General features: G+C 55.9%; 24 protein-coding genes. 9 read left to right on the top strand and 15 right to left on the bottom strand.

The annotated features are described in order from the left end of the window. The first annotated feature begins 63 nt into the window (after positions 1 to 63). Entirely contained in the window at positions 64 to 1,461 is a 1,398-nt protein-coding gene (locus ACDO57_RS15515; RefSeq protein ID WP_370884228.1) for a glycoside-pentoside-hexuronide (GPH):cation symporter, read from the top strand. 10 nt (positions 1,462 to 1,471) lie between these two features. After that, positions 1,472 to 2,422: a family 43 glycosylhydrolase gene (locus ACDO57_RS15510; protein ID WP_370884227.1), complete on the top strand. Its 951-nt coding sequence runs from the start codon at positions 1,472 to 1,474 to the stop codon at positions 2,420 to 2,422. A gap of 18 nt (positions 2,423 to 2,440) precedes the next feature. Here ACDO57_RS15510 and ampE read toward each other — a convergent pair whose 3' ends face one another. Continuing rightward, on the bottom strand, positions 2,441 to 3,295 hold the full coding sequence (gene ampE, locus ACDO57_RS15505) for a beta-lactamase regulator AmpE (RefSeq protein ID WP_048989638.1): 855 nt from the start codon (positions 3,293 to 3,295) through the stop codon (positions 2,441 to 2,443). Positions 3,296 to 3,304: 9 nt separating this feature from the next. Continuing rightward, positions 3,305 to 3,856: a 1,6-anhydro-N-acetylmuramyl-L-alanine amidase AmpD gene (ampD, locus tag ACDO57_RS15500; protein ID WP_370884226.1), complete on the bottom strand. Its 552-nt coding sequence runs from the start codon at positions 3,854 to 3,856 to the stop codon at positions 3,305 to 3,307. Positions 3,857 to 3,943: 87 nt separating this feature from the next. Here ampD and nadC point away from each other — a divergent pair, with 87 nt between their 5' ends. From nadC to hofC, 4 genes are all read left to right on the top strand, one after another. Continuing rightward, the gene (gene nadC / locus ACDO57_RS15495) at positions 3,944 to 4,837 is read left to right on the top strand and encodes a carboxylating nicotinate-nucleotide diphosphorylase (protein WP_248166007.1); all 894 of its coding nucleotides are present in this window, start codon (positions 3,944 to 3,946) and stop codon (positions 4,835 to 4,837) included. A gap of 174 nt (positions 4,838 to 5,011) precedes the next feature. Beyond that, the gene (gene ppdD / locus ACDO57_RS15490) at positions 5,012 to 5,449 is read left to right on the top strand and encodes a prepilin peptidase-dependent pilin (RefSeq protein WP_024907471.1); all 438 of its coding nucleotides are present in this window, start codon (positions 5,012 to 5,014) and stop codon (positions 5,447 to 5,449) included. A gap of 10 nt (positions 5,450 to 5,459) precedes the next feature. Next, positions 5,460 to 6,842, top strand: coding sequence for a type II secretion system protein GspE (gene gspE / locus ACDO57_RS15485; RefSeq protein ID WP_061715963.1), 1,383 nt, complete (start codon positions 5,460 to 5,462; stop codon positions 6,840 to 6,842). Continuing rightward, positions 6,832 to 8,016 carry a protein transport protein HofC gene (gene hofC / locus ACDO57_RS15480; protein ID WP_157188601.1) on the top strand — a complete coding sequence of 395 codons (1,185 nt, stop codon included), beginning with the start codon at positions 6,832 to 6,834 and terminating at the stop codon, positions 8,014 to 8,016. Before gspE ends, hofC begins: the two co-directional genes overlap by 11 nt. Positions 8,017 to 8,059: 43 nt before the next feature. Here hofC and ACDO57_RS15475 read toward each other — a convergent pair whose 3' ends face one another. After that, positions 8,060 to 9,103: a GMP reductase gene (locus tag ACDO57_RS15475; RefSeq protein ID WP_023310407.1), complete on the bottom strand. Its 1,044-nt coding sequence runs from the start codon at positions 9,101 to 9,103 to the stop codon at positions 8,060 to 8,062. 228 nt (positions 9,104 to 9,331) lie between these two features. On the opposite strand from ACDO57_RS15475, the gene coaE reads away from it, so the two are divergent. The 3 genes from coaE to yacG are packed head-to-tail and all read left to right on the top strand — an operon-like array spanning position 9,332 to position 10,899. Beyond that, positions 9,332 to 9,952, top strand: a complete 621-nt coding sequence (coaE, locus tag ACDO57_RS15470) for a dephospho-CoA kinase (protein ID WP_048989643.1) — start codon at positions 9,332 to 9,334, stop codon at positions 9,950 to 9,952. Continuing rightward, the gene (gene zapD / locus ACDO57_RS15465; RefSeq protein ID WP_024907466.1) at positions 9,952 to 10,695 is read left to right on the top strand and encodes a cell division protein ZapD; all 744 of its coding nucleotides are present in this window, start codon (positions 9,952 to 9,954) and stop codon (positions 10,693 to 10,695) included. Before coaE ends, zapD begins: the two co-directional genes overlap by 1 nt. 9 nt (positions 10,696 to 10,704) lie before the next feature. After that, positions 10,705 to 10,899 (top strand): DNA gyrase inhibitor YacG, encoded by a 195-nt coding sequence (yacG, locus tag ACDO57_RS15460; RefSeq protein WP_045401034.1) that lies wholly within the window; start codon positions 10,705 to 10,707, stop codon positions 10,897 to 10,899. A 34-nt stretch (positions 10,900 to 10,933) separates the two neighbouring features. On the opposite strand, the gene mutT is transcribed toward yacG, so the two are convergent. The 12 genes from mutT to murD all read right to left on the bottom strand — a co-directional run bounded on the left by mutT (position 10,934) and on the right by murD (position 25,328). Next, positions 10,934 to 11,326 carry an 8-oxo-dGTP diphosphatase MutT gene (mutT, locus tag ACDO57_RS15455; protein WP_048989645.1) on the bottom strand — a complete coding sequence of 131 codons (393 nt, stop codon included), beginning with the start codon at positions 11,324 to 11,326 and terminating at the stop codon, positions 10,934 to 10,936. A gap of 57 nt (positions 11,327 to 11,383) precedes the next feature. After that, positions 11,384 to 14,089: a preprotein translocase subunit SecA gene (secA, locus tag ACDO57_RS15450; protein ID WP_024907463.1), complete on the bottom strand. Its 2,706-nt coding sequence runs from the start codon at positions 14,087 to 14,089 to the stop codon at positions 11,384 to 11,386. A gap of 58 nt (positions 14,090 to 14,147) precedes the next feature. Beyond that, entirely contained in the window at positions 14,148 to 14,651 is a 504-nt protein-coding gene (secM, locus tag ACDO57_RS15445) for a secA translation cis-regulator SecM (RefSeq protein ID WP_073961640.1), read from the bottom strand. A 279-nt stretch (positions 14,652 to 14,930) separates the two neighbouring features. Further along, positions 14,931 to 15,848, bottom strand: a complete 918-nt coding sequence (lpxC, locus tag ACDO57_RS15440; RefSeq protein ID WP_008501977.1) for a UDP-3-O-acyl-N-acetylglucosamine deacetylase — start codon at positions 15,846 to 15,848, stop codon at positions 14,931 to 14,933. Between the two features lie 101 nt (positions 15,849 to 15,949). Beyond that, positions 15,950 to 17,101 (bottom strand): cell division protein FtsZ, encoded by a 1,152-nt coding sequence (gene ftsZ, locus ACDO57_RS15435; protein WP_008501978.1) that lies wholly within the window; start codon positions 17,099 to 17,101, stop codon positions 15,950 to 15,952. Positions 17,102 to 17,164: 63 nt separating this feature from the next. Continuing rightward, positions 17,165 to 18,421 carry a cell division protein FtsA gene (gene ftsA / locus ACDO57_RS15430; protein ID WP_023334508.1) on the bottom strand — a complete coding sequence of 419 codons (1,257 nt, stop codon included), beginning with the start codon at positions 18,419 to 18,421 and terminating at the stop codon, positions 17,165 to 17,167. Then, positions 18,418 to 19,260, bottom strand: coding sequence for a cell division protein FtsQ (gene ftsQ, locus ACDO57_RS15425; RefSeq protein ID WP_024907461.1), 843 nt, complete (start codon positions 19,258 to 19,260; stop codon positions 18,418 to 18,420). Before ftsQ ends, ftsA begins: the two co-directional genes overlap by 4 nt. Before the next feature lies 1 nt (position 19,261). After that, the gene (locus ACDO57_RS15420; RefSeq protein WP_032649808.1) at positions 19,262 to 20,182 is read right to left on the bottom strand and encodes a D-alanine--D-alanine ligase; all 921 of its coding nucleotides are present in this window, start codon (positions 20,180 to 20,182) and stop codon (positions 19,262 to 19,264) included. Then, positions 20,175 to 21,650: a UDP-N-acetylmuramate--L-alanine ligase gene (gene murC, locus ACDO57_RS15415; RefSeq protein ID WP_148769773.1), complete on the bottom strand. Its 1,476-nt coding sequence runs from the start codon at positions 21,648 to 21,650 to the stop codon at positions 20,175 to 20,177. The genes ACDO57_RS15420 and murC overlap by 8 nt, the downstream gene beginning before the upstream one ends. Positions 21,651 to 21,706: 56 nt before the next feature. After that, the gene (murG, locus tag ACDO57_RS15410; protein ID WP_370884225.1) at positions 21,707 to 22,771 is read right to left on the bottom strand and encodes an undecaprenyldiphospho-muramoylpentapeptide beta-N-acetylglucosaminyltransferase; all 1,065 of its coding nucleotides are present in this window, start codon (positions 22,769 to 22,771) and stop codon (positions 21,707 to 21,709) included. Continuing rightward, on the bottom strand, positions 22,768 to 24,012 hold the full coding sequence (gene ftsW, locus ACDO57_RS15405) for a cell division protein FtsW (RefSeq protein ID WP_048989648.1): 1,245 nt from the start codon (positions 24,010 to 24,012) through the stop codon (positions 22,768 to 22,770). Before ftsW ends, murG begins: the two co-directional genes overlap by 4 nt. Beyond that, entirely contained in the window at positions 24,012 to 25,328 is a 1,317-nt protein-coding gene (murD, locus tag ACDO57_RS15400) for a UDP-N-acetylmuramoyl-L-alanine--D-glutamate ligase (protein WP_024907457.1), read from the bottom strand. The genes ftsW and murD overlap by 1 nt, the downstream gene beginning before the upstream one ends. Between the last annotated feature and the right edge of the window lie 2 nt (positions 25,329 to 25,330).

Below are 25,330 nucleotides of genomic sequence, written 5' to 3'. Positions count from 1 at the left end.
GCAACGCATATATCCCTTCGCCAGCGAATAATTCTCTCCATACCGTAAACCGGAGAGCTGTCGATGGATAACAACACACTGTCAGTAAAAGAAAAGATCGGCTATGGGATGGGCGACGCCGGATGCAACATTATCTTTGGCGCCATCATGCTGTTTGTTAACTATTTTTATACGGATATTTTTGGCCTCGCGCCTGCGCTGGTCGGCGTGCTGCTGCTGTCCGTCCGCGTAATTGACGCCGTAACGGACCCGATCATGGGCGCGATTGCCGACCGTACCCGCAGTAAATATGGCCGGTTTCGTCCATGGCTGCTGTGGATCGCCTTCCCCTACGCGCTGTTCAGCATCCTGATGTTCACCACGCCGGAGTGGAGCTATAACAGCAAAGTTATCTATGCGTTTGTCACCTACTTCCTGCTCTCTTTGACCTATACGGCAATCAACATCCCCTACTGCTCCTTAGGAGGGGTAATCACCAACGATCCAAAAGAACGCGTGGCCTGCCAGTCGTATCGCTTCGTGCTGGTCGGCATCGCCACGCTGCTGCTCTCATTAACGCTGCTGCCGATGGCCGACTGGTTTGGCGGGGACAACAAAGCCAAAGGCTACCAGATGGCGATGACCGTGCTGGCGCTGATTGGCACCTGCATGTTCCTGTTCTGCTTCGCCACCGTGCGCGAGCGCGTGCGCCCGGCGGTACAGACCAACGACGAGTTGAAAAACGATTTGAAAGACGTGTGGAAGAACGACCAGTGGGTACGCATTCTGCTGCTGACGCTCTGCAACGTCTGCCCGGGCTTCATCCGTATGGCGGCCACCATGTATTACGTCACCTGGGTGATGGGCCAGAGCACCCACTTCGCTACGCTGTTTATCAGCCTGGGCGTGGTCGGCATGATGCTCGGCAGCGTGCTGGCAAAAGTGCTGACCGACCGCTGGTGTAAGCTGAAGGTCTTCTTCTGGACCAATATCGTGCTGGCGATTTTCTCCTGCGCCTTCTACTTCTTCGACCCGAAAGCCACCGTCACCATTGTGGTGCTCTATGTCCTGCTGAACATCCTGCACCAGATCCCGTCTCCGCTGCACTGGTCGCTGATGGCCGACGTGGACGACTACGGCGAGTGGAAGACCGGGAAGCGCATCACGGGCATCAGCTTCTCCGGCAACATCTTCTTCCTGAAATTAGGGCTGGCGATTGCCGGGGCGATGGTCGGCTTCCTGCTCTCCTGGTACGGCTATGACGCGGGCGAAAAAGCGCAGAGCGCGGACGCCATCAACGGGATCGTCCTGCTGTTTACCGTCATTCCCGGCATTGGATACTTAATCACCGCGGGCGTAGTACGGCTGCTGAAGGTTGACCGTGAAACGATGAAACGCATTCAGGAAGACCTGGAAAAACGTCGCACCAATTACCGTGAACTGAGCGACTATCAGGAACTAAAAGCCGCAGAGACAAAATAAGGAGAGCCAAATGCATCAGTGGCCAAACCCGTTTATCGAACAACGTGCCGACCCGTACATTTTACGCCATGAGGGGCAGTACTATTTTATCGCCTCCGTGCCGCAGTACGACAGGCTGGCGATACGCCGCGCAGCGTCGCTGGAAGGCTTATGTAATGCTGAAGAAGTGGTGGTCTGGCGCAAACCCGAGACCGGCCCGATGAGCCAGCTCATTTGGGCACCTGAACTGCACCACATTGACGGGAAGTGGTACATCTACTTTGCCGCGACGCACACCCAGGCGCTCGACGCGCTCGGGATGTTCCAGCACCGAATGTTCGCCATTGAATGTGCTGACGACGATCCGCTTACCGGCGCGTGGGTGGAAAAAGGGCAGATAAAAACGCCTTTCGACACCTTCGCCCTGGACGCCACCACCTTTGTGCATCAGGGAAAACGCTGGTATCTGTGGGCGCAAAAAGCGCCGGATATCACCGGGAACTCCAACCTTTACCTGTGCGAAATGGCGAACCCGTGGACGCTAAAAGGCGAGCCGGTGATGCTCAGCAAGCCGGAGTATGACTGGGAGTGTCGCGGATTTTGGGTTAACGAAGGCCCGGCGGTGCTGGTTCACGGCGATAAGCTGTTTATCAGCTATTCCGCCAGCGCCACCGACGAGAACTACTGTATGGGGCTACTGTGGATAGACCTGAATGCCGATCCGCAAAATCCGACAAACTGGCACAAATCCCCGCGTCCGGTGTTCGTTACCAGCTATGAAAACCGCCAGTTCGGCCCGGGACACAACAGCTTTACGCAAACGCAGGAAGGGGAAGACGTGCTGGTGTATCACGCGCGTAATTACACCGAAATTGAGGGCGATCCGCTGTACGATCCGAACCGGCATACCCGCCTGAAGCTCGTCCGCTGGAATGAAAACGGGATGCCTGATTTCGGCATCCCGCCCGCGGATACGCTGTAGTCTTTGCGGCGCGCTGGCTTACACCAGCGTGCCGTAAATCGTCAGCAGTGCCACGATCACCACCACCACAAACGACGTTTTCTTCGCCATGGAGACAGCGGCTTTCGGTGTTTCAATCTTGTCGGTATGCGGCTCACGCGCCAGCGAGAACTGCGCCAGACGCGTTAGCACCTGGTACTGCGACGTATGGCGGTCGGCCAGCGAAGCAAACCACGCGGGCAGCGCTTTCTCACCGTGTCCAATTAACGCATACACCACGCCCACCAGACGAACCGGGAGCCAGTCGAGCACGTGCAGGATGGCATCGATGCCGGACAGCAAACGTTCATGCGGCGTCAGATAGCGGGCAAGCCAGGTCTGCCAGGCGCGCAGGAACGCATACCCCATCAGCAGTACCGGCCCCCACGGGCCGCCCACCACGAACCAGAACAGCGGTGCCAGGTAGTAGCGGAAGTTAATCCACAGCAGCGCGTTCTGCAGTTCGCGCAGAAATTCGCGCTCGTCGCAGTCCGGCGGCACGCCGTGGATCATCGTCAGCTCGCTCGCCATGGCACCGCGCGCATGGGCATCGTCACGGGAGGCGGCTTTCAGGTAGGCGTGATAGTGCAAACGCACCTTGCCCGCACCAATGCACAGCACCCCAAGCAGGATCCACACCACCAGCAGCGGCACGTTGAAAAAGAGTCCGTGCAGCGAGCGCAGGAGCAGGAACGTAATCACCATCACGCCCGCCATCATCAGCAGGGTGCGCAGCATGGAAAAGTGCTTAATCCGGCGGAAAAACACTTCCAGCCGGTGATCCAGATGCCAGTGCTCGCCGAGCTTGAACAGGCGTTCAGCGATGATAACCAGCAGCATGGTAAACAACGTCATGGTATCTCCTTATTCTGACGACGCGGTGAGCATGGCGCGAAACCGGGGCCAGTCAAAGGCCGGGCCGGGATCGGTTTTTCTCTCCGGGGCAATATCACTGTGCCCCGTGATATTGTCGGCGATAGCCGGGTAGAGTCCGATAAGCGTGCGGGTCACGGCCGCTAGCTGTTGATACTGTGAATCGGTATAAGGCGTCGTATCCGTGCCTTCCAGTTCGATCCCGATAGAAAAATCGTTGCACCGTTCGCGCCCGTGATACATCGACACCCCGGCATGCCAGGTGCGCTTATCAAAGGGAACATACTGAACCACTTCACCATCGCGACGAATCAGGCAGTGAGCCGATACGCGCAGATGCGCAATTTCAGCAAAAAAGGGATGAGCAGCGGGATCAATCGTTCCCGTGAATAACGCATCGATCCACGGGCCGCCAAATTCACCCGGCGGGAGACTAATATTATGAACCACCAGCAGTGTGGGCTTTTCATCCTCCGGGCGGCAATCGTGGTGCGGCGAGGGCACATGCCGCGCATCCACCAGCCATCCGTTTTCTAACAACATGCTGGAACTCCTTCTGTATGGTGCAAAGACTCGGTTCAGAGTAGCATGTTTCAATATTATGATTCGTTACCAATTTGGAGTTTTATCATGCCGCCTCGCCGCTATAACCCCGACCACCGACGTGAAGCGCTTCTGGAACGTATTAATATGGATATTCCGGCAAGCGTCTCCCATGCTTTGAAAGAAGATCTGGGCGGTGACGTTAATGCTGATAAGGATATTACCGCACAATTATTGCCAAAAGAGACGCGCTCCCACGCGGTCATCATCACCCGTGAAGACGGTGTTTTTTGCGGCAAGCGTTGGGTTGAAGAGGTCTTTACTCAACTGGCAGGCGACGATGTGCAGGTGACCTGGCACGTGGAAGACGGCGATGCAGTCAAGGCCAACCAGCCGCTGTTCGAACTGGACGGTCCTTCCCGCGTCTTGCTGACCGGCGAACGTACCGCGCTCAATTTTGTACAAACGCTCTCAGGCGTGGCCAGCGAAGTGCGTCGCTACGTTGACCTGCTGGCCGGTACCCGCACTCAGCTGCTGGATACCCGCAAAACGCTGCCGGGCCTGCGCACCGCGCTGAAATATGCGGTGCTCTGCGGCGGGGGCGCAAACCATCGTCTGGGCCTGTCCGACGCCTTCCTGATTAAAGAGAACCACATTATTGCCTCTGGCTCCGTGCGTCAGGCGGTGGAGAAAGCCTTCTGGCTGCACCCGGATGTACCGGTTGAGGTGGAAGTCGAAAACCTGGACGAGCTGGAGCAGGCGATTAAGGCCGGGGCCGATATCATCATGCTCGATAACTTCGAAACAGAGCAGATGCGCGAGGCGGTAAAACTGACAAACGGCCGGGCTCAGCTTGAAGTATCCGGGAACGTCACTTTCGAAACGATCCGTGAATTCGCCGAAACCGGCGTGGATTACATCTCCGTCGGTGCGCTAACCAAACACGTTCGCGCTCTCGACCTCTCAATGCGTTTTAAATAACGCATTCTCCCCTCTCCACCCGGAGAGGGGAATTTCTGCCCCGCTCGCAGATCCGCTGTTCTTCCCTGCAATACTGAATAAATTCTCTGAAGCCCCCTTCCCGTTCCCTTTTTTGCCCCTCGTTTCTGTTCTTTCCCGCTGACAAAGTAGCGCCACTTTGCATAAGGAGCAGATATGGACAGACAACAAGGCTTCACACTCATTGAGCTGATGGTGGTCATTGGCATTATTGCGATTCTGAGCGCCATCGGCGTCCCCGCCTATCAGAATTACCTGCGCAAGGCGGCGCTGACCGATATGCTGCAAACCTTCGTTCCCTACCGCACCGCCATCGAGCTTTGCGCGCTGGATCACGGTGGTGTGGAAAGCTGCGATGCCGGCAGCAACGGCATCCCTTCCCCCACCACGACACGATACGTTTCGGGAATGAGCGTAGCGAAAGGGGTCGTGACCTTAACAGGACAGGAAAGTCTTAACGGGCTGACGGTAACCATGACGCCACGGTGGAGCGACGGCAACGGTATGACGGGCTGGACGCGTGACTGCAGCATCAGTGCTGACAGCGCCCTGAAGCAGGCCTGCGAAGACGTTTTCCGCTTCGACAATAACTGAGGAGCGGAAAATGAATACCGATCAACTCGTGGCGCTTTGCCTGCGCCATCACGCTCTGCTGCTCAACAGCGACAGTGACATGGTCAGCATCGCCGTTGTAGGCAACCCCGCGGCTGAACTGATGGAGGCGCTGCGTTTCGCCACCCAGAAACGAATTGATATTGAGTGCTGGAGCGCTGAGCGCATGGAAAAACAACGACAGCTAACGTCACAATCCCATCTGCCCGTTGTTTCGCAAACGCACTCAACGGTAGATATCCTCAACCACACGCTGCAGCAGGCAATCAACCAGCGCGCCTCCGACATTCATATCGAACCGATGGAGCACGCGTGCCAGATCCGTTTACGCATCGACGGGGTTCTTTGCCCCCAGCCTCCGCTTTCCGCCTCGCTGGCAAGCCAGTTCAGCGCGCGTTTAAAAGTGCTGGGTAACCTGGATATTGCAGAGCGTCGTTTGCCACAGGACGGTCAGTTTACGATTGAGCTGGCGAACGCGCCGGTCTCGTTTCGGATCGCGACGCTTCCCTGCAGCGGCGGCGAGAAAATTGTGCTGCGTCTCCTGCATCAGGTTCAGCAGGCCCTTGAGCCAAAAGCGCTTGGCATGAGTGCTGAACAACTGGCCTGTTTTAATGAGGCCCTCCACCAGCCGCAGGGGCTAATTCTGGTTACCGGCCCTACCGGCAGCGGCAAAACCGTGACGCTGTATAGCGCGCTGCAGGCGCGTAACACCCCTGACGTCAACATCTGTAGCGTGGAGGATCCCATTGAGATCCCCCTTGCGGGATTAAACCAGACGCAGATTAATCCCCGGGCGGGTTTAACATTCCAGAGCGTGCTGCGGGCGCTGCTACGCCAGGATCCAGACATCATTATGGTCGGCGAAATTCGTGACGGTGAAACGGCAGGGATTGCCATTAATGCTGCCCAGACCGGGCACCTGGTGCTATCAACGCTGCACACCAACTCGACGACGGAAGCCTTGACTCGCCTGGAGCAGATGGGCGTGGCGCGCTGGATGATATCTTCCGCGCTGTCGATGGTGATTGCCCAGCGGCTGGTCCGGCGTCTGTGCCCGCACTGTCGCCGGGAAGCCAGCGAGCATGCTGAATTACCGCGCGCCGTATGGTCCAGACCGCTTCCACGCTGGCAGCCCATCGGCTGTGAGCGTTGTTATCACGGTTTTTATGGCCGTGTGGCCATTTTTGAAGTACTCGCGATCGACAATGCCCTGCGGCAGGCCATTGCCAGCGGGGCGGGAACAGAAGTGATAGAGGCGAGCGCCCGGCAGGCGGGAATGATTTCTCTTTTTGAGCACGGCTGCATGGCCGTCGAACAGGGAATGACCACGATCGAAGAGCTGGTGCGCGTCCTGGGCATGCCGGATGGCTGCTAATCAGCTCTGGCGCTGGCGAGCGCTCACCCAGGAAGGAGAACCCCGAAGCGGGACTCTCTGGGCCACAGACCGCAATGCCGCCTTCACCCGGCTGATGCACAGCGGCCTCCATCCTCTGACGCTGACCCGATGCGCTCAGCGACACCGCTGGCGGCCACACCACTGCTACGAGATGTTTCGCCAGCTCGCAACGCTTCTGCAGGCCGGGCTGACATTGTCCCACAGCCTGCAGATGCTGGCAGAACAACATCCGTTAAAACCGTGGCAGGCGCTGCTGCAAAGCATTGCCGATGAGCTTAGTGAGGGAGCCCCCTTTTCTGAGTCGCTAAAAAAGTGGCCAGCCGTTTTTAGCCCACTGCATGTCTCGATGGTGAAAACCGGTGAGCTCACAGGGAAGCTGGAGGAGTGCTGTCGCCAGCTCGCGCAGCAGCAAAAAGCGCAGCAGCAGCTCAGTGCGAAAGTGAAAAAGGCGCTGCGCTACCCGGCGATCGTCCTGACCCTGGCCGTACTCGTGGTGCTGGCGATGGTCATCCTGGTCTTGCCCGAGTTTGCCGCGATCTACAAAACGTTTAACACTCCGCTTCCGCTGCTGACGCAAATGGTCATGGGGATGGCCGCATTTATGCGGTCATATGCCCTTGCGTTGTTCGCCGCGTTACTCGCGCCCTTAGCCACCGCCTGGACTCTGCGGCAGAATCCTCGCTGGCAGCGCATCCTGATGCTAACTCCCGTGTTGGGCGCACTGGCAAAAGGTCAAAAACTGGGACATATCTTTACCGTGCTGTCACTCACGCAACAGGCGGGCATCCCCTTTTTACAGGGCCTGGCGAGTGCAGAGGAAACTGTTGAGAGCCGGTACTGGCAGGGAATACTTCGCGGCGTGCGAGAGGACATTGAAAAAGGCCTCCCCGTCTGGTCATCCTTTCAGAAAGCGGCCATCTTTACCCCGCTGTGCATTCAGCTTTTACGAACCGGCGAAATGTCAGGTGCGCTGGACATCATGCTGGCAAACCTCGCCCGACATCACACGGAACAGACCTTTCAACGGGCAGATAGCCTGGCGGCACTTCTCGAGCCAGTGCTTCTGATTGTGACGGGGGTCATTATCGGTACGCTGGTGGTGGCAATGTACCTGCCGATTTTCCATCTGGGGGATGCGATGAGCGCGGGTTAGCGTAAAACAGTGCTGGCGCATGGGCATGCGCCAGCGAAAACCATTACAGGCTATTGAATACGCGGTTTTCCTGTTCCTGAACGCGAATAAACGTTGTACGTTTCGTCAGCTCTTTCAGGCGGGATGCCCCAACGTAGGTGCAAGCCGAGCGCAGGCCGCCGAGGATATCGCGCGCGGTGTATTCAACCGGGCCGCGCAGAGGCAGCTTCACGGTTTTGCCTTCTGCCGCACGGTATTTTGCCACGCCACCGACGTGACGGGTCATCGCGGATTCAGAGCTCATGCCGTAGAACAGCATAAATTTCTCGCCGTTCTCTTCAACCACGGTACCACCGCTCTCTTCGTGACCTGCCAGCATACCGCCGAGCATCACGAAGTCCGCACCGCCACCGAATGCCTTTGCAACATCACCCGGCATGGTGCAACCGCCGTCGCTGATGATCTGGCCGCCGAGCCCGTGCGCCGCGTCGGCACATTCAATGACGGCGGAGAGCTGCGGATAACCGACGCCGGTTTTGACGCGCGTGGTGCATACGGAGCCCGGGCCAATACCTACTTTCACGATATCTGCACCGGAGAGGATCAGCTCTTCACACATTTCACCGGTCACCACGTTGCCCGCGATGATGGTTTTCGTCGGCCAGGCCTCACGCGCCTTGCTGACGAACTGCACGAAGTGCTCGGAGTAACCATTCGCCACATCAATACAAACGAAGTTCAGCGCCGGATTAGCATTCAGGATCTGTTTAGTCTTCTCGAAATCCGCATCGGAGGTACCGGTAGAGACCATCACATGCTTCACCACGTCAGCAGACGCGGACGCAACGAACGCATTCCACTCTTCAGGGCTGTAATGTTTGTGCACGGCGGTGAGAATGTCGAACTGTGCCAGGGCGGTTGCCATCTCAAAGGTTCCCACAGTATCCATGTTGGCAGCGATGATCGGCACGCCAGACCAGGTCTGACCGGAATGCTTAAAGGTGAATTGACGTTCGAGTTCAACGTCTGAGCGACTTTTCAGTGTAGAGCGTTTAGGGCGGATAAGAACGTCTTTGAAACCTAACTTCAGATCTTCTTCGATACGCATGTGCGGATTCCTGGGGTTAGAGGCAAATATGTTAAAAGCACAACTCCAGTGACGTTATCATACGCACTAATACCTGCTCCGCAAGACTGCGAAATTCTCTTTTTTTACGCTACAATCCTATAAATTTACCTGGTAAAAAGCCGGTAAACGGGGCTAAACAGTGGCTGGCGCACGCAAGAATTTTAATCAACTGATTTTAAAAATGAATAATTCCCAGGATTTGATTTAATGGGGTATATCGTCGCATTAACCGGCGGCATCGGTAGTGGCAAAAGTACCGTTGCTGACGCTTTCTCTCGTTTGGGTATCACGATTATCGATGCCGATATCATTGCCCGCCAGGTGGTAGAGCCCAATACACCCGCGCTAAAGGCCATCGCAGAACATTTTGGTCAGGCCATCATCAATGCCGATGGCACACTGAATCGCCGTCAGCTTCGTGAATGCATTTTTTCCGATTCCGCGGAAAAAGCCTGGCTTAATAGCCTTCTCCACCCCATCATCCACCTGGAAACTCAGCGTCAGATCGCCGCGGCCCGCTCGCCCTATGTCTTATGGGTGGTTCCGCTACTGGTTGAAAATCAGCTGCAGAAGAAAGCCGATCGGGTGCTGGTGATTGATGTCTCTCCCGAAACGCAAATCCAGAGAACCATGACGCGCGACCATGTCTCGCGGGAGCATGCTGAACACATTCTTGCCGCTCAGGCTACGCGCGCTCAGCGCCTTGCCGTGGCGGATGATGTCATTGATAATAACGGCGCACCAGATGCCATTGCATCGGATGTTGCCCGTCTGCACGCGCAGTATCTGACGTTTGCCGCGCAGGCCGTTGCACAGGAAAAACCATAATGTCGACACACATCCTTTTTGAGCATCCGCTCAACGAAAAAATGCGCACCTGGCTGCGCATCGAATTTCTCATTCAGCAGCTTTCACAACATCTGCCGGTTAACGATCACGCTACGGCGCTGCACTTCTTCCGCAACGTAGGCGATCTGCTGGATGTGATTGAACGCGGCGATGTCCGCACAGAATTACTCAAAGAGCTGGAGCGCCAGCAGCGTAAATTACAGGCATGGGCTGAGGTTCCGGGGGTGGATGTAAGCCGTATCGATTCCCTTCGTCAGCAGCTTAAAACCAGCAGCAGCATCCTGATGGCCGCGCCGCGCGTCGGGCAGTTTTTGCGTGAAGACCGCCTGATTGGCCTGGTCCGCCAGCGTCTGAGCATCCCTGGCGGCTGCTGTAGCTTCGACCTACCGACGCTGCATATGTGGCTACATATGCCACAGGCGCAGCGTGACGCGCAGGTGAACAGCTGGCTGGCAAGCCTGGAGCCGATGCACCAGACGCTGTCGCTGATCCTCGATCTGATTCGTAACTCTGCACCGTTCCGCAAGCAAACCAGCCTGAATGGTTTCTTCCAGGATAACGGTGATGATGCCGATCTTCTGCGTCTCAATCTGTCTCTTGGCGAACAGCTTTACCCGCAGATTTCCGGGCATAAGAGCCGCTTTGCGATTCGCTTTATGCCGCTGGATAGTGAAAATGGCACCGTGCCGGAACGTCTCGATTTTGAACTGGCCTGTTGTTAAGGAGTGCCGATGTCTGATGTCACCACCGTAAGCTGCCCTACCTGTGGCAAAACCGTTGTCTGGGGCGAAGTGAGTCCGTTCCGCCCATTCTGCTGCAAACGCTGCCAGCTTATTGACCTGGGCGAATGGGCGGCGGAAGAGAAACGCATTCCGAGTAAAGGCGATCTCTCGGACAGCGACGACTGGAGTGAAACCCAGCAGTAATCTGTAAAGCCTGCTGGCGCGTCGCTCAGCAGGCCTACGGTTGTGCGACTAACCGCAGGATCACAGGTTCATTAGCTGGCGGGAATTTTTCGGCATCACTTGCCTGAAGCTCTACCCAGTTACCCGGCTGTCCCTCTTTTCCCCAGGGGTCACCTTCCCAGTTTTCCACCAGCCAGAACCACAGCGTGATGTGCCTGTCCGGAAACTGGTAATCAAGCTTATCAAACAGCGTTGCACCAAGCGGAGTGATCCCCACCTCTTCCTGAAGTTCCCGAACCAGCGCCTCTTCCGGCGTTTCACCTGACTCGATTTTACCGCCCGGAAACTCCCACTTGTTCGCCATATGGGCGTCGGCAGCGCGCTGGGTGATGAAGATTTGGTTTTGCGGGTTGCGAATAATCCCGACGGCAATTTGCAGTATTTTCATATTGTTACTTCCATAAAAAAGGCGCAGATGTCTGCGCCTTTTTGTTTTTTTATGAACTTAGCTCAGACGGCCGTGGCACGCCTTGTACTTTTTACCGGAACCACACGGGCACGGATCGTTACGACCCACTTTACGATCGCCGGTCTGCGCGGCGATCGCCGCTGCGGCTTCGCTGTCGTCGGTCTGATGACTCAGCTGTTGCATTTGTGCCAGACGCTCGGCTTCTTCACGACGCTGCTGCTCCATCGCTTCCACTTCTTCCGGCATACGCACCTGAACCTTGCTCAGGGTGCTGATCACTTCGTACTTCAGTGACTCCAGCATAGATGCAAACATGGAGAAGGATTCACGCTTGTATTCCTGCTTCGGATCTTTCTGCGCATAGCCACGCAGGTGGATACCCTGACGCAGGTAGTCCATCGCCGCCAGGTGTTCTTTCCACAGGGAATCCAGGGTCTGCAGCATCACGCCTTTTTCGAAGTGACGCATCATTTCAGCGCCAACAACCTCTTCCTTACGCTTGTAAACGTCCAGCGCGGTTTCAAAGATACGTTCACGCAGGGTCTCTTCGTGCAGCTCAGGCTCTTTGTCCAGCCACTCTTTGATTGGCAGTTCGAGGTCAAAGTCATTTTTAAGACGTTCCTGCAGGCCTTCGATATCCCACATCTCTTCCAGAGACTGCGGTGGAATATGCGCGTCGATGGTGGCTTTGAACACATCTTCACGAATGCTGTTGATGGTTTCGCTCACGTCGGACACGTCCAGCAGTTCGTTACGCTGGGTGTAGATCGCACGGCGCTGATCGTTAGCCACGTCATCATATTCCAGCAGCTGCTTACGAATATCGAAGTTACGGCTTTCCACTTTACGCTGTGCGTTAGCGATCGCTTTGGTGACCCACGGGTGCTCAATAGCTTCGCCAGGTTTCATCCCCAGCTTACGCATCATGCCGGATACACGGTCGGAGGCAAAAATACGCATCAGCGCATCTTCCATAGACAGGTAGAACCGGGATGAACCGGCATCACCCTGACGACCCGCACGACCACGCAGCTGGTTATCGATACGACGGGATTCATGACGCTCTGTACCGATGATGTGCAGACCGCCGGAAGCCAGAACGGCGTCATGACGAACCTGCCAGTCGGCTTTGATCTGGGCAATCTGTTCTGGCGTTGGGTTTTCCAGCTCCGCCACTTCAGCCTGCCAGCTACCGCCCAGCATAATGTCGGTACCACGACCCGCCATGTTGGTGGCGATGGTTACGGCAGCCGGATAACCCGCCTGCGCAACAATGTCCGCTTCTTTGGCGTGGAATTTGGCGTTAAGAACGTTGTGTTGGATACCCGCTTTCGTCAGCTCGTGCGAAACCACTTCGGATTTCTCGATGGAGATGGTCCCCACCAGAACCGGCTGGCCATTGGCAGTACGGTCGCGAATATCTTCGATGATCGCCTGAATTTTTTCCGCTTCGGTCATGTACACCAGGTCCGGCATATCCTTACGGATCATCGGACGGTTGGTTGGAACGACCACGGTATCCAGCTTGTAGATAGAGCTGAATTCAAACGCTTCGGTATCGGCAGTACCGGTCATCCCCGCCAGCTTCTCGTACAGACGGAAGTAGTTCTGGAAGGTGATAGACGCCAGCGTCTGGTTTTCATTCTGAATATCCACGCCTTCTTTGGCTTCCACAGCCTGGTGCAGACCGTCAGACCAGCGACGTCCCTGCATGGTACGGCCGGTGTGCTCATCGACGATGATCACTTCGCCGTCTTTTACGATGTAGTCGACGTCGCGGGTGAACAGCGCGTGGGCACGCAGCGCGGCGGTCACGTGGTGCATCAGCATAATGTTGCTCGGGGAGTACAGAGACTCGCCCTCTTCCATAATGCCTTCAGCGACCAACAGCTCTTCAATTTTCACCAGACCGCGTTCGGTCAGGTTCACCTGGCGCGCTTTTTCATCAACGGAGAAGTGGCCTTCACCCTGGAAGGTATCCGAGTCTTCTTTCTCCTGACGCAGCAGGTGTGGAATGATTTTGTCGACCTTACGGTACATCTCGGAGCTGTCTTCAGCCGGGCCGGAGATGATAAGCGGAGTACGCGCTTCATCGATCAGGATGGAGTCCACCTCATCCACCAGCGCATAGTGCAGTTTACGCTGTACGCGCTCTTCCGGGCTGAACGCCATGTTGTCACGCAGGTAGTCGAAGCCGTATTCGTTGTTGGTACCGTAGGTAATGTCCGCGTTATACGCTTCACGCTTGGCTGGCGCAGGCAGGCCGGACATGTTGATGCCGACGGTCATACCGAGGAATTCGAACAGTGGACGGTTGTTTTCGGCGTCACGCTGCGCCAGATAGTCGTTGACGGTTACCACGTGAACGCCTTTACCGGTCAGCGCGTTCAGGTAAGCCGGCAGCGTTGCGGTCAGGGTTTTACCTTCACCGGTACGCATTTCCGCGATGCAGCGCTCGTTAAGCACCATACCGCCCAGCAGCTGAACGTCGAAGTGACGCATGCCGAATACGCGCTTACTCGCTTCACGCACAACAGCAAACGCTTCCGGGATCAGGCTTTCTAAGGTTTCGCCTTTTTCCAGACGCGCACGGAATTCCGCCGTTTTCGCTTTCAGCTCATCATCAGAGAGCTTCTCCATCGCCGGTTCCATACCGTTGATGACGGCAACAGCTTTGCGCATACGGCGCAGGGTACGATCGTTGCGACTACCAAAAACTTTAGTTAACAATTTGATTAGCATAATAAATTCTCAAACGCCCCATCGTGGGCAGATAAATTAAGGTATTGAAAAAGTTAATTTAGCTGAGGCGTTGCGGCCCGGCACGAATGCCGTGAGTCTGGCTAATCCAGGTTGAAACAGAGAATGAGACAGGCGGAACGAGCGCGAGCTGCGTCGTCTGGCGAACCATAACCGGCGGCTGGCTGTCCTGCGTGAGCAGCGCGTTGAGCGTGTCCAGCAGCGCAAGATGCTGTGCCTGCACCGGAAGCGTCTCTTCCGCAACAGGCATGGCCTGTGGTGCCATAGCGAAGGAGAGATGACGGATAACCGTGCGGATAGCGTGCTGGTGCCAGTAATCAACGGAGAAATTCGGGCGGCGGCTGGCTTCAAGCCACGCGAGGTTTGTAAAGTTAACCCGCGTGTTGAGATCGTGTTTGGTGGTAGAGGTTTTCGCGGGCGTCGCCGCTTCGGCACTGTTGCTGAGCGCAGGCAAGCCGAAACTCGCCGCGACCATCCCTAATAAGAGATGCGGCCAGAAGTAACGTCTGCCAAATTGTCGCCAGCGCGTCAGTATTCCGCTCACCTGCTCCACCCAATAAGCCAGCCTTGCAGAGGCTGAGTTCAGTTATTCTTTTTAGCGCCCAGATAGTACCACTAAAGCTAATGTACATCAGCAGGAATGAGGTGCCGCCGCGGGGAAAAACGGTCAAGAATGCAGCTAACGCACACATTTTCTGCGTAAGACAAACGAGAGATAACGCCGGGGCAAACGAAGAAGGGTAAAAATAAAAATGACTGGTCTTCCTGGTCGGAGAGAGTACCAGGTTAACCAGTCGATTTTTTTACGAAACGGTTTGAACCGTTACGCCAGAACCATGCTTGGTGCTTTGAAAGCCAGCGGCAGTTCAGCTTCGTCTTCGAAGGTCACATATTCCCAGGCTTCCTGTTTTGCCAGGACGGCCTGCAACAGTTTGTTGTTCAGCGCATGACCGGATTTGAACGCGGTAAATGCACCAATGATGTTGTGACCACACATGAACAGGTCGCCGATAGCATCCAGCATTTTGTGACGAACGAATTCATCTTCGAAACGCAGGCCGTCTTCGTTCAGTACGCGATAATCGTCAACAACGATGGCACAATCGAAGCTGCCGCCCAGGCACAGGCCGCGGGACTGCAGATATTCGATATCACGCATGAAGCCAAATGTACGGGCTCGGCTGATCTGGCGCATAAACGCATCAGCAGAGAAGTTCATCGCATAGCGTTGGGTGCTGGAGTCAATCGCCGGATGGTTAAAGTCGATGGTAAAGTCCAACGAGAAACCATTGTACGGTTTGAATTCAGCCCACTTGTCGCCATCTTCGACGCGAACGGTCTCTTTGATGCGTACAAATTTCTTCGCGCAGTTCAGTTCTTCGATGCCGGCATCCAGCAACAGATAGACGAACGGTGCAGCACTGCCATCCATAATCGGGATTTCTGGCGCATCGACTTCAACAATAATGTTGTCGATACCCAGACCCGCCAGGGCGGCGTTCAGGTGCTCTACGGTAGAAATCCGCACGTCATGCTCGTTCACCAGACAAGTACAGAGCATAGTATCACGCACAGATTTGGCATCGGCCGGAAAATCTACCGGTGGATTCAAGTCGGTGCGACGATAGATGACCCCGGTATTGGCCGGCGCAGGGCGTAACGTCAGCGTGACTTTCTTGCCGGTATGTAAACCGACACCTGTCGCCTGAACGATACGTTTAAGTGTCCTTTGTTTGATCATCGTATAATCTCGCCAAATTAACTATCCAACCGAGAGTGTATATCACTAACGGTGGGCCAGTTTAGCACAAAGAGCGCAAATCCCCTAATTCCAGCCAATTCTTAGTCAGCTTGCTTACGCAGGAACGCCGGGATATCCAGATAATCTGGCTCTTTCGCCGTTTGCGGCGTTGGGTCGTTCACCACTTTCGCGGCCGGTTTCTGCTCCTGAGTCAGAGGAGACATACCGTGCTGCTGGTAACGATCCATTACCGGTTGCTGAGTCTGCTTGTTGGTCACTAAGGTGATCTCAGGACGTTTGTCCATACCGATACCGGTCGCAACAACGGTAACACGCAGCTCGTCGTTCATTTCAGGGTCAAGGGAAGTACCGATTACCACGGTAGCGTTGTCAGAGGCGAACGCACGGATAGTGTTACCCACGGTTTCGAACTCATCCAGACGCAGGTCAAAGCCAGCGGTAATGTTGACCAGCACGCCGCGCGCACCAGACAGATCGATATCTTCCAAGAGTGGAGAAGAGATAGCCATTTCAGCCGCTTCTTCTGCACGGTCTTCACCGCTCGCCACGCCAGAGCCCATCATCGCGTAGCCCATTTCGGACATCACGGTGCGAACGTCTGCAAAGTCAACGTTCATCAGGCCAGGACGGGTAATCAGTTCAGCGATACCCTGAACCGCACCTTTCAGCACATCGTTTGCTGCACCGAATGCGTCCAGCAGGGAGATACCGCGACCCAGAACTTTCAACAGCTTATCGTTCGGAATGGTGATCAGCGAGTCCACATGCTTGGACAGCTCGGTGATACCCTGCTCCGCGAACGCCATACGCTTCTTGCCTTCAAAGTTGAAAGGCTTGGTCACGACAGCAACGGTCAGGATACCTAAATCTTTTGCCACTTCAGCCACAACAGGTGCTGCGCCGGTACCGGTACCGCCACCCATACCTGCTGCGATGAAGACCATGTCCGCACCTTCCAGTGCAGCGCGCAGGGCTTCACGATCTTCTTCAGCTGCATTGCGACCCACTTCCGGGTTAGCCCCTGCTCCCAGCCCTTTGGTGATACCACCGCCGATCTGGATAGTCTGGCCTACAGCCGTTTTACGCAGTGCCTGTGCATCGGTGTTAACTGCGAAGAACTCAACACCCTCAATGCGTTCACGCACCATATGCTCTACGGCGTTACCGCCGCCGCCACCGACGCCGATGACTTTAATCACCGCGTCGTTGGTCAGTTCCATAGGTTCAAACATAATTTCTCTCTCCGTTGTGCCTGTCGCCCGAGACCGCTAATTCTCTCCGGTCTCTTAAAAAAATTAAAACTCTTTTCGCAACCAGTTGTTCAGTCGTTTGACCCACGACCCCACTGAGACGCGTTTTTCCACTTCTGCTTCACCACTGAGATGAGATTCCTTCCCGTAGTGGAGCAGGCCCACAGCCGTTGAATAATACGGCTCCTGAGCATAATCCGTTAAACCGGTGATATTCAGCGGCGCACCAATACGCACCTGCGTATGGAACACGCGCTGTGCACAGGCCGCAAGACCTTCAATTTGCGCTGCGCCGCCGGTTAATACAATCCCCGCCGCAAGATGATGTTTAACGCCCTGCTGACGAAGCTGTTCCTGTAACTGTAAAATCTCTTCGTTGACCAGGTTGAGCAGCTCGGTATAGCGCGGCTCAATCACCTCTGCCAACGTCTGGCGCTGCAGGCTGCGCGGTGGACGACCACCAACGCTCGGCACTTCAACGCTCTCATCTTTGCCAACAATAGACCCCAGCGCACAGCCGTGGCGCACTTTAATCGCTTCTGCATCGCTCGGCGGCGTACCAAAAGCGTAAGCAATATCGCTGGTCACGACGTTCCCTGCGTACGGGATCACTTTGGTGTGGCGCAACGCACCGCCGGTATATACGGCGATATCCATTGTACCACCACCAATATCGACCACACAGACACCCAGTTCACGTTCATCTTCGGTCAGCACGGAATAACTTGCCGCCAGACCCGCGAAAATAAGTTGGTCAACTTTCAGGCCACAACGTTCAACGGCTTTTACAATGTTCTTCGCCATATCGTTGTGACATGTGATCAGGTGCACTTTTGCCTGCATACGTACGCCAGAAAGACCGACCGGGTTCTTGATCCCTTCCTGGTAGTCAATCGCATATTCCTGCGGGATGACATGCAGCACGCGATGCTCATCGCGGACGCGCACGGACTTCGCCGTGTGCACGACGTTTTCAACGTCTTCCTGCGTCACTTCTTCCTCAGAAATCGGCACCATACCAATTTCGTTCTGGCAGCTAATGTGCTTACCAGAAAGGGCCAGATAGACAGAAGAAATCTGGCAATCTGCCATCAATTCAGCCTGATCGATGGCGCGCTGAACGCATTTCACCACCGATTCAAGATCGTTTACCCCACCTTTATCCATACCACGGGACGGGCAACTGCCTACGCCAATGATATTGACCATACCGTCGGGCAGAACTTCCCCTACTAAAGCGGCAACCTTCGCGGTGCCAATCTCCAGTCCAACTACCAGTTTTCTGTCCGTCGCCTTGATCATTGTTGTTCTGCCTGTACCTGTGCCTGATTCTGTTGCTGATTAGGTTCCTCGACCGGAGCCGGTACCCAACCGACTGCTGCGCCTGAGTCATAGCGCAAATCAACGTAGCTTATCCGTTTGCCGTCAGTCTGTGCCTGCTGCTGTAAAACCGGGTAAAGTTCGACAAAACGCGCCAGACGCTTCATTGTGTCTCCGCGTCCCAGGTTGAGCTTAATGCCGTTCGTTAACGTCAGTTGCCAGGAACGGCGCGCCGTCATGGCAGCATCTTTTAACGTAAACCTGTCCTTCGCCAGCACCTGACCCATTTCGCGAAAACCCTGTAACACTTCGTTTTCGCTGCCTTCAGGGCCATACAACATCGGTAAATTTTGCTTGTTGACACGATCGGTCGGGACGCTGAAGGAATTTCCGTCTACGTCAACCATGTGCTGATCATTCCAACGCGCAATGGGCACATATTCAACCAGATGAATCTTCAATTCATCAGGCCATTGCTTTCTTACGCTCGCCTGTTTTATCCATGGCAGACGTTCTATCTGGCTCTGGATAATATTGACGTCCTGCGTCATAAAGGTGCCAGGCGAGCCCAGCGCCAGTATTGACTGACGAATATCGTCGTTACGCGTGTAGTGGCGCTCGCCGGTGACCACCAGCTTAGAGAGCGGCAACCGCTGCGCATCTTCCATCCAGCCCAGGACCATCCAGCCGCTGATAAACACAGTGCACAACACCCCGAGCAGGAAAATGATGCCTGCAAGACGCGTTCCATTACTGCGGCGTGAAGAGGTGTATTCGTCCTCGTCATCGCGGTTGCGCGTGTTCAATGCAGCCTGAGACATATCAGCCCGCCTGGTCCAGAATGCGTACGACTAACTGCGAGAAACTCATCCCCGCCTGACGCGCAGCCATCGGCACAAGGCTGTGACTGGTCATTCCCGGAGAGGTATTGGCTTCCAGCAAATAAAATTGCCCATCACTGTCCTGCATCACGTCGATGCGTCCCCAGCCGCGGCATCCCAGAACATGCCAGGCTTTAAGCACCAGGGACTGTAAATCTGCTTCACGCTCGGCTTCAAGACCACAAGGGCAGAAATATTGCGTCTCATCAGAGAGATACTTCGCCTCATAATCATAGAAGACTCCAGCGGGTTGGATGCGGATTGACGGTAAAATTTCTTCGCCAAGCATCGCGACGGTAAATTCTGGCCCGCTGAGCCATTTTTCAATCAGAACTTCTTCATCATGTTGAAATGCCAGTGCTAAAGCGGACGAAAGATCTTCAGCTTTGTCGACTTTGGACATTCCCACACTGGAGCCTTCCCGGCTGGGCTTTACAATAACCGGTAAGCCCAGTTCAGCAATGCGTGTATTAACGCTATCCGGCAGGCCCAATTCAAATTCGCGACGCGTCAGTGCAACCCATGGCGCAACGGGTAACCCAGCGCCCTGCCACAGGAGTTTGCTGCGCAGTTTATCCATAGAGATAGCGGAGGCCATCACGCCGCTGCCGGTGTACGGCATGCCGATCAAATCCAGAAGCCCCTGCAGGGTGCCATCTTCACCGCCGCGACCATGCAAAGCGATAAAGACTTTATCGAAACCCATGGCTTTTAATTGCGTCACGTCGACCTCTTTTGGGTCGACCAGGTGCGCATTGACGCCCCCTTCACGCAGGCCCGCGAGCACAGCCGCGCCGGAATTCAGGGAAACCTCACGCTCGGCGGAGGTGCCGCCAGACAGGACAGCAATCTTATCAGCCATGATGCTCATCCTCCTGAGTTTGCGGCTTCAGTTTGATTTCAGCTAAGGTACGGGCGATTTTGCCGATATTTCCCGCGCCCTGAATCAGAATCAAATCGTTACCTGTCAGGACCGGAGCCAGAATTTCCGCCACCTGTGCAGGGTCAGAAACCAGAATAGGGTCAACTTTACCGCGTCCACGGATGGTGCGACATAAAGAACGACTGTCTGCGCCCGGAATCGGAGTTTCGCCCGCTGAATAAACATCCAGCATTAACAGTGTATCTACCTGTGAAAGGACGCTGGCGAAATCGTCGTACAGATCGCGCGTACGCGTGAAGCGGTGCGGCTGGAAGATCATCACCAGATTCTTGTCAGGCCAGCCTGCACGTGCGGCTTTGATGGTGGCGTCCACTTCGGTCGGATGGTGGCCGTAGTCGTCCACCAGCATCGCTGTGCCGACTTTACCGTTCACGGCGTCCAGCGGGAATTCACCGAGGAAGTCGAAGCGACGGCCGGTGCCCTGGAAGCTTTCCAGCGCGCGCAGAATCGCATCATCATCAATGCCTTCTTCCGTCGCGACGGCCACTGCCGCTGCGGCATTGAGGGCGTTATGACGACCTGGCGCATTCAGCATGACGTGCAGCAGTTCTTTGTCCTGACGCGCCAGCGTGAAATGCCCCTGCGCACCAATCTGTTTGTACTCTTCCACGCGAACGTCAGCGTCTTCGCTGAAGCCGTAAGTGGTGATTTGACGACCCACGCGCGGCAGCAGCTCGCGGATCACCGGATCGTCTACGCACATCACCGCGCGTCCATAGAACGGCAGGTTGTGCAGGAAGTTGATGAAGGTCTGCTTTAGGTTTTCGAAGTCGCCCTGGTAGGTATCCATATGGTCAGCTTCGATGTTGGTGACAATCGCCACCATTGGCTGCAGGTGCAGGAACGACGCGTCGCTCTCATCCGCTTCGGCAATCAGATAACGGCTGTGGCCCAGACGCGCATGTACGCCTGCGGCTTTGACCAGACCGCCGTTGACGAAGGTCGGATCGAGACCCGCTTCCGCATAAATACTGGAGACCATCGCCGTGGTCGTGGTTTTACCGTGGGTCCCGGCAATAGCGATGCCGTGACGGAAACGCATCAGTTCCGCCAGCATTTCTGCACGGCGGATCACCGGAATGCGCGCTTCATGCGCGGCAACGATTTCCGGATTGTCAGAGGAGATGGCGCTTGAGACCACCACCACGCTCGCATCGCGCACGTTTTCCGGACGATGGTTGAAATAGATAGTCGCCCCAAGCGACGCCAGCTGCTGCGTAACAGGGTTTGGCGCCAGGTCAGACCCGCTGATCTGATAGCCTTCGTTAGCTAACACTTCGGCAATACCGCCCATGCCAGCACCACCGATGCCAACAAAGTGAATGTGCCGGACGCGACGCATCTCGGGCACGATTGAACGCAGTTTTGCCAGTTGTTGTGTATTCATTCTCTAAACGCCATCGACTACTTAAAATTCGTGCAGCGCAACACGCGCTGCGAGGGTTAAGCCTGGGCTGCCAGGCTCACTTCTTTTGCCACCCGTTCCGTCGCATCAGGGATAGCGGCCGCGCGCGCGCGTTGCGCCATCTCCAGCAGTGCGTCTCTGTTCCAGCCCGCCAGGGTGGTGGCGACCGCGTCGGCGGTAAATTGTGGCTGTTCAAAAATTTTCGCCGCGCCAGCTTTCTCAAGCGGCAACGCATTCCAGTACTGCTGTCGGTCTTTGTGCTGGAACGGCACAAACAGGGCAGGCAGACCGGCGGCGGCGATCTCGCTCACCGTCAGGGCGCCTGAACGACAGACCACGACATCGGCCCAGGCATACGCTGCCGCCATGTCGTCGATAAACTCGGTGACTTTATGCTGCGGCTGACCTTCGTCTGCATAAGCCTGCTCAACGGTCTGCTGAGCACCTTTTCCGCTCTGGTGCCAGATCGTCACGGCATCCCCCAGCTTTGCGGCAACCTGCGGCATCGTCTGGTTTAAGATACGCGCGCCCTGAGAGCCGCCGACGACCAGTACACGCACCGGCCCTTCACGGCCCGTCAGGCGAGCGTCCGGCAGCGGCAGCGCCAGCACGTCCACACGCACCGGGTTACCTACCACCTCCGCTTTCGGGAACGCGCCGGGAAACGCCTGCATAACTTTGGTGGCGATTTTCGCCAGCCACTTGTTGGTCAGACCGGCAATACCGTTCTGCTCATGCAGCACGACGGGAATACCTAACGACCACGCCGCCAGCCCGCCAGGACCCGAGACATAGCCGCCCATGCCCAGCACCACATCCGGCTTAAAGCGCTTCATGATGGTGCGCGCCTGACGCCAGGCGTTAAAAATACGCACCGGTGCCAGCAGCATTGCCTTAAGGCCTTTGCCCCGAAGGCCGGAAATACGAATAAAGTCGATCTCGATACCGTGCTTCGGTACCAGATCGGCTTCCATGCGGTCTGCGGTTCCCAGCCAGCGTACCTGCCAGCCCTGATCCATTAAATGGTGCGCAACCGCCAGCCCCGGGAACACGTGTCCGCCGGTACCGCCTGCCATCACCATTAACCGCTTCGGTTGATTCATCGTGAACCTCGTGTAAACGCCTGGGCTTTTTCCAGACGCGTCTCATAATCTATACGCAACAAAAACATGATGGCCGTCGACATAATCAACAGACTGGAACCACCATAACTGATCAACGGCAACGTCAGACCTTTGGTCGGCAGCATACCCGCTGCGGCCCCGACGTTAACCAATGCCTGGAAGCTAAACCAGATACCAATTGAACAGGCTAAGAATCCTGAGAAGCGGTGATCGATCTCCAGCGCTTTCCGGCCGATGGACATGGCGCGGAAAGCGACGAAGAATACCATTAATAGCGCTAATACCACACCGATATAACCCAGTTCTTCCGCAATAATGGAGAAGATGAAGTCAGTGTGCGCTTCCGGTAAATACTCCAGTTTCTGTACCGAGTTACCCAGACCCTGTCCCCAGACTTCGCCGCGACCAAAGGCCATCAGCGACTGAGTCAGCTGATAACCGCTGCCGAACGGATCTTCCCACGGGTTCCAGAACGAGGTTACACGGCGAATACGGTAAGGCTCGGCGAGGATAAGCAGCACAACCGCCGAAATCCCCATTCCGATGATAGCGATGAACTGCCACAGCTTCGCGCCCGCCAGGAACAGCATCGCCAGAGTGGTAACGAACAGCACGACAACGGTACCGAGGTCAGGCTGCGCCAGCAGTAATACCGCCAGCACCAGAATCACGCCCATCGGTTTTAAGAAGCCGCGCAGGTTATTACGCACTTCATCTACCTTACGCACCAGGTAGTTAGCCAGGTAGCAGAACAGGGAGAGCTTGGTAAATTCCGCAGGCTGAATACGCAGCGGGCCAAAGGCGATCCAGCGCGATGCCCCATTAACAGAGCTCCCCACCACCAGTACGATCAGCAGCATAATAATCGAGGCGATCAGCATCGCCGTACTGTGCCGCTGCCAGAACTCCATTGGCAGACGCAAGGTCACCAGCGCCAGGCAAAACGCCAGGATGATGTACAGACCATCACGCTTGGCAAACAGGAAAGGATCGTTCGCCAGACGCTGCCCGACGGGCATTGAGGCTGACGTCACCATAATAAAGCCGACCGCTGCCAGCCCCATCGTGAGCCAGAACAGCGTGCGATCGTACATGACCAGGCTATCGTTATCTTTTTGACGAGAGCCCATCACCCAGCCTTTGAGTGCCGCAAACAACCACACCAGGATCCCAAATCCTGGCAGGCGCGGCATTTTCAGGCGAGGGAGAGATAAACGCATCAGCCTAACTCCTTCGCCAGGCGGGTAAAGACATCACCACGCTGTTCGAAATTCTTGAATTGATCGAGGCTGGCGCAGGCCGGAGAGAGCAGCACCATATCGCCTGGCTTCACGCGAGGAGCAATCAGCCGCATCGCCTGTTCCATGGTTTCGGTTTGCTCGGCGACCTCAGGGCGCAGTGCAGCCAGCTCGCTGCCGTCACGGCCGAAGCAGTACAGACGGACGTTATCACCGGAAAGATACGGTTTCAGGGAGGAGAAATCCGCTGATTTACCGTCGCCGCCCAGCAGCAAATGCAGCGTGCCGTCAACGTGCAGGCCGTTCAGCGCGGCCTCCGTGCTGCCCACGTTGGTGGCTTTAGAGTCGTTGATCCAGCGTACGCCGTTGTGCTCCAGCGCCAGCTGGAAACGGTGTGCCAGCCCAGAAAACGTGGTTAATGCTTTCAGGCTGGAGGAGCGTGGCAACCCTACTGCATCTGCCAGCGCCAGCGCCGCCAGGGCATTGGTATAGTTGTGCTGACCAGTGAGCTTCATCTCTTTCACGTTCAGCACTTTCTCACCCTTCACGCGCAGCCAGGTTTCGCCCAGCTGGCGGTTCAGGTGGTAATCCCCCATCGTAATACCGAAGCTGATGCAGCGATCGTCTGCGCCACGCACCGGCATGGTCAGCGCATCATCGGCATTCACTACGCAGACTTTGGCATTCTCATAAACGCGCAGCTTGGCGGCACGGTACTGCTGCAGACCAAATGGATATCTGTCCATGTGATCTTCAGTCACGTTGAGGATTGTCGCAGCCGCAGCGTGCAGGCTGGAGGTTGTTTCCAGCTGGAAGCTGGAAAGCTCGAGAACATACAGCTCACAGCCTTTGTCCAGCAGCATCAGAGCGGGTAAACCAATGTTACCGCCAACGCCGACGTTCATGCCCGCCGCTTTCGCCATTTCACCCACCAGGGTAGTGACGGTGCTTTTACCGTTAGAACCGGTAATGGCGATAACGGGCGCCTGCGCTTCGCGGCAGAACAGCTCAATATCGCCGATAATCTCAACGCCCGCATCCGCGGCAGCGCTCAGTGAAGGATGCGCCAGCGCCATTCCCGGGCTGGCGACAATCAGATCGGCTGCCAGCAGCCAGTCATCATTCAGACCACCAAGGTGGCGTTCAACCTGTTCAGGCAGTTTGTCCAGACCCGGCGGAGAGACACGCGTATCCATCACGCGCGGCGTCACGCCACGCGCGAGGAAAAAGTCCACGCAGGAGAGCCCCGTAAGGCCCAACCCGATGATAACGACTTTTTTGCCCTGGTAATCTGCCATGA

The sequence above is a fragment of the Enterobacter cloacae complex sp. 2015409 genome (genome assembly GCF_041365315.1).
In the GTDB taxonomy this organism is placed as follows: domain Bacteria; phylum Pseudomonadota; class Gammaproteobacteria; order Enterobacterales; family Enterobacteriaceae; genus Enterobacter; species Enterobacter pseudoroggenkampii.
This window is presented reverse-complemented; position numbering and strand designations above follow the sequence as displayed.

Coding starts and splice junctions, on each gene's coding strand:
- ACDO57_RS15515 (WP_370884228.1), top strand. CDS start 64: ATGGATAACAACACACTGTCAGTAAAAGAAAAGATCGGCTATGGGATG.
- ACDO57_RS15510 (WP_370884227.1), top strand. CDS start 1,472: ATGCATCAGTGGCCAAACCCGTTTATCGAACAACGTGCCGACCCGTAC.
- ampE (WP_048989638.1), bottom strand. CDS start 3,295: ATGACGTTGTTTACCATGCTGCTGGTTATCATCGCTGAACGCCTGTTC.
- ampD (WP_370884226.1), bottom strand. CDS start 3,856: ATGTTGTTAGAAAACGGATGGCTGGTGGATGCGCGGCATGTGCCCTCG.
- nadC (WP_248166007.1), top strand. CDS start 3,944: ATGCCGCCTCGCCGCTATAACCCCGACCACCGACGTGAAGCGCTTCTG.
- ppdD (WP_024907471.1), top strand. CDS start 5,012: ATGGACAGACAACAAGGCTTCACACTCATTGAGCTGATGGTGGTCATT.
- gspE (WP_061715963.1), top strand. CDS start 5,460: ATGAATACCGATCAACTCGTGGCGCTTTGCCTGCGCCATCACGCTCTG.
- hofC (WP_157188601.1), top strand. CDS start 6,832: ATGGCTGCTAATCAGCTCTGGCGCTGGCGAGCGCTCACCCAGGAAGGA.
- ACDO57_RS15475 (WP_023310407.1), bottom strand. CDS start 9,103: ATGCGTATCGAAGAAGATCTGAAGTTAGGTTTCAAAGACGTTCTTATC.
- coaE (WP_048989643.1), top strand. CDS start 9,332: ATGGGGTATATCGTCGCATTAACCGGCGGCATCGGTAGTGGCAAAAGT.
- zapD (WP_024907466.1), top strand. CDS start 9,952: ATGTCGACACACATCCTTTTTGAGCATCCGCTCAACGAAAAAATGCGC.
- yacG (WP_045401034.1), top strand. CDS start 10,705: ATGTCTGATGTCACCACCGTAAGCTGCCCTACCTGTGGCAAAACCGTT.
- mutT (WP_048989645.1), bottom strand. CDS start 11,326: ATGAAAATACTGCAAATTGCCGTCGGGATTATTCGCAACCCGCAAAAC.
- secA (WP_024907463.1), bottom strand. CDS start 14,089: ATGCTAATCAAATTGTTAACTAAAGTTTTTGGTAGTCGCAACGATCGT.
- lpxC (WP_008501977.1), bottom strand. CDS start 15,848: ATGATCAAACAAAGGACACTTAAACGTATCGTTCAGGCGACAGGTGTC.
- ftsZ (WP_008501978.1), bottom strand. CDS start 17,101: ATGTTTGAACCTATGGAACTGACCAACGACGCGGTGATTAAAGTCATC.
- ftsA (WP_023334508.1), bottom strand. CDS start 18,421: ATGATCAAGGCGACGGACAGAAAACTGGTAGTTGGACTGGAGATTGGC.
- ftsQ (WP_024907461.1), bottom strand. CDS start 19,260: ATGTCTCAGGCTGCATTGAACACGCGCAACCGCGATGACGAGGACGAA.
- ACDO57_RS15420 (WP_032649808.1), bottom strand. CDS start 20,182: ATGGCTGATAAGATTGCTGTCCTGTCTGGCGGCACCTCCGCCGAGCGT.
- murC (WP_148769773.1), bottom strand. CDS start 21,650: ATGAATACACAACAACTGGCAAAACTGCGTTCAATCGTGCCCGAGATG.
- murG (WP_370884225.1), bottom strand. CDS start 22,771: ATGAATCAACCGAAGCGGTTAATGGTGATGGCAGGCGGTACCGGCGGA.
- ftsW (WP_048989648.1), bottom strand. CDS start 24,012: ATGCGTTTATCTCTCCCTCGCCTGAAAATGCCGCGCCTGCCAGGATTT.
- murD (WP_024907457.1), bottom strand. CDS start 25,328: ATGGCAGATTACCAGGGCAAAAAAGTCGTTATCATCGGGTTGGGCCTT.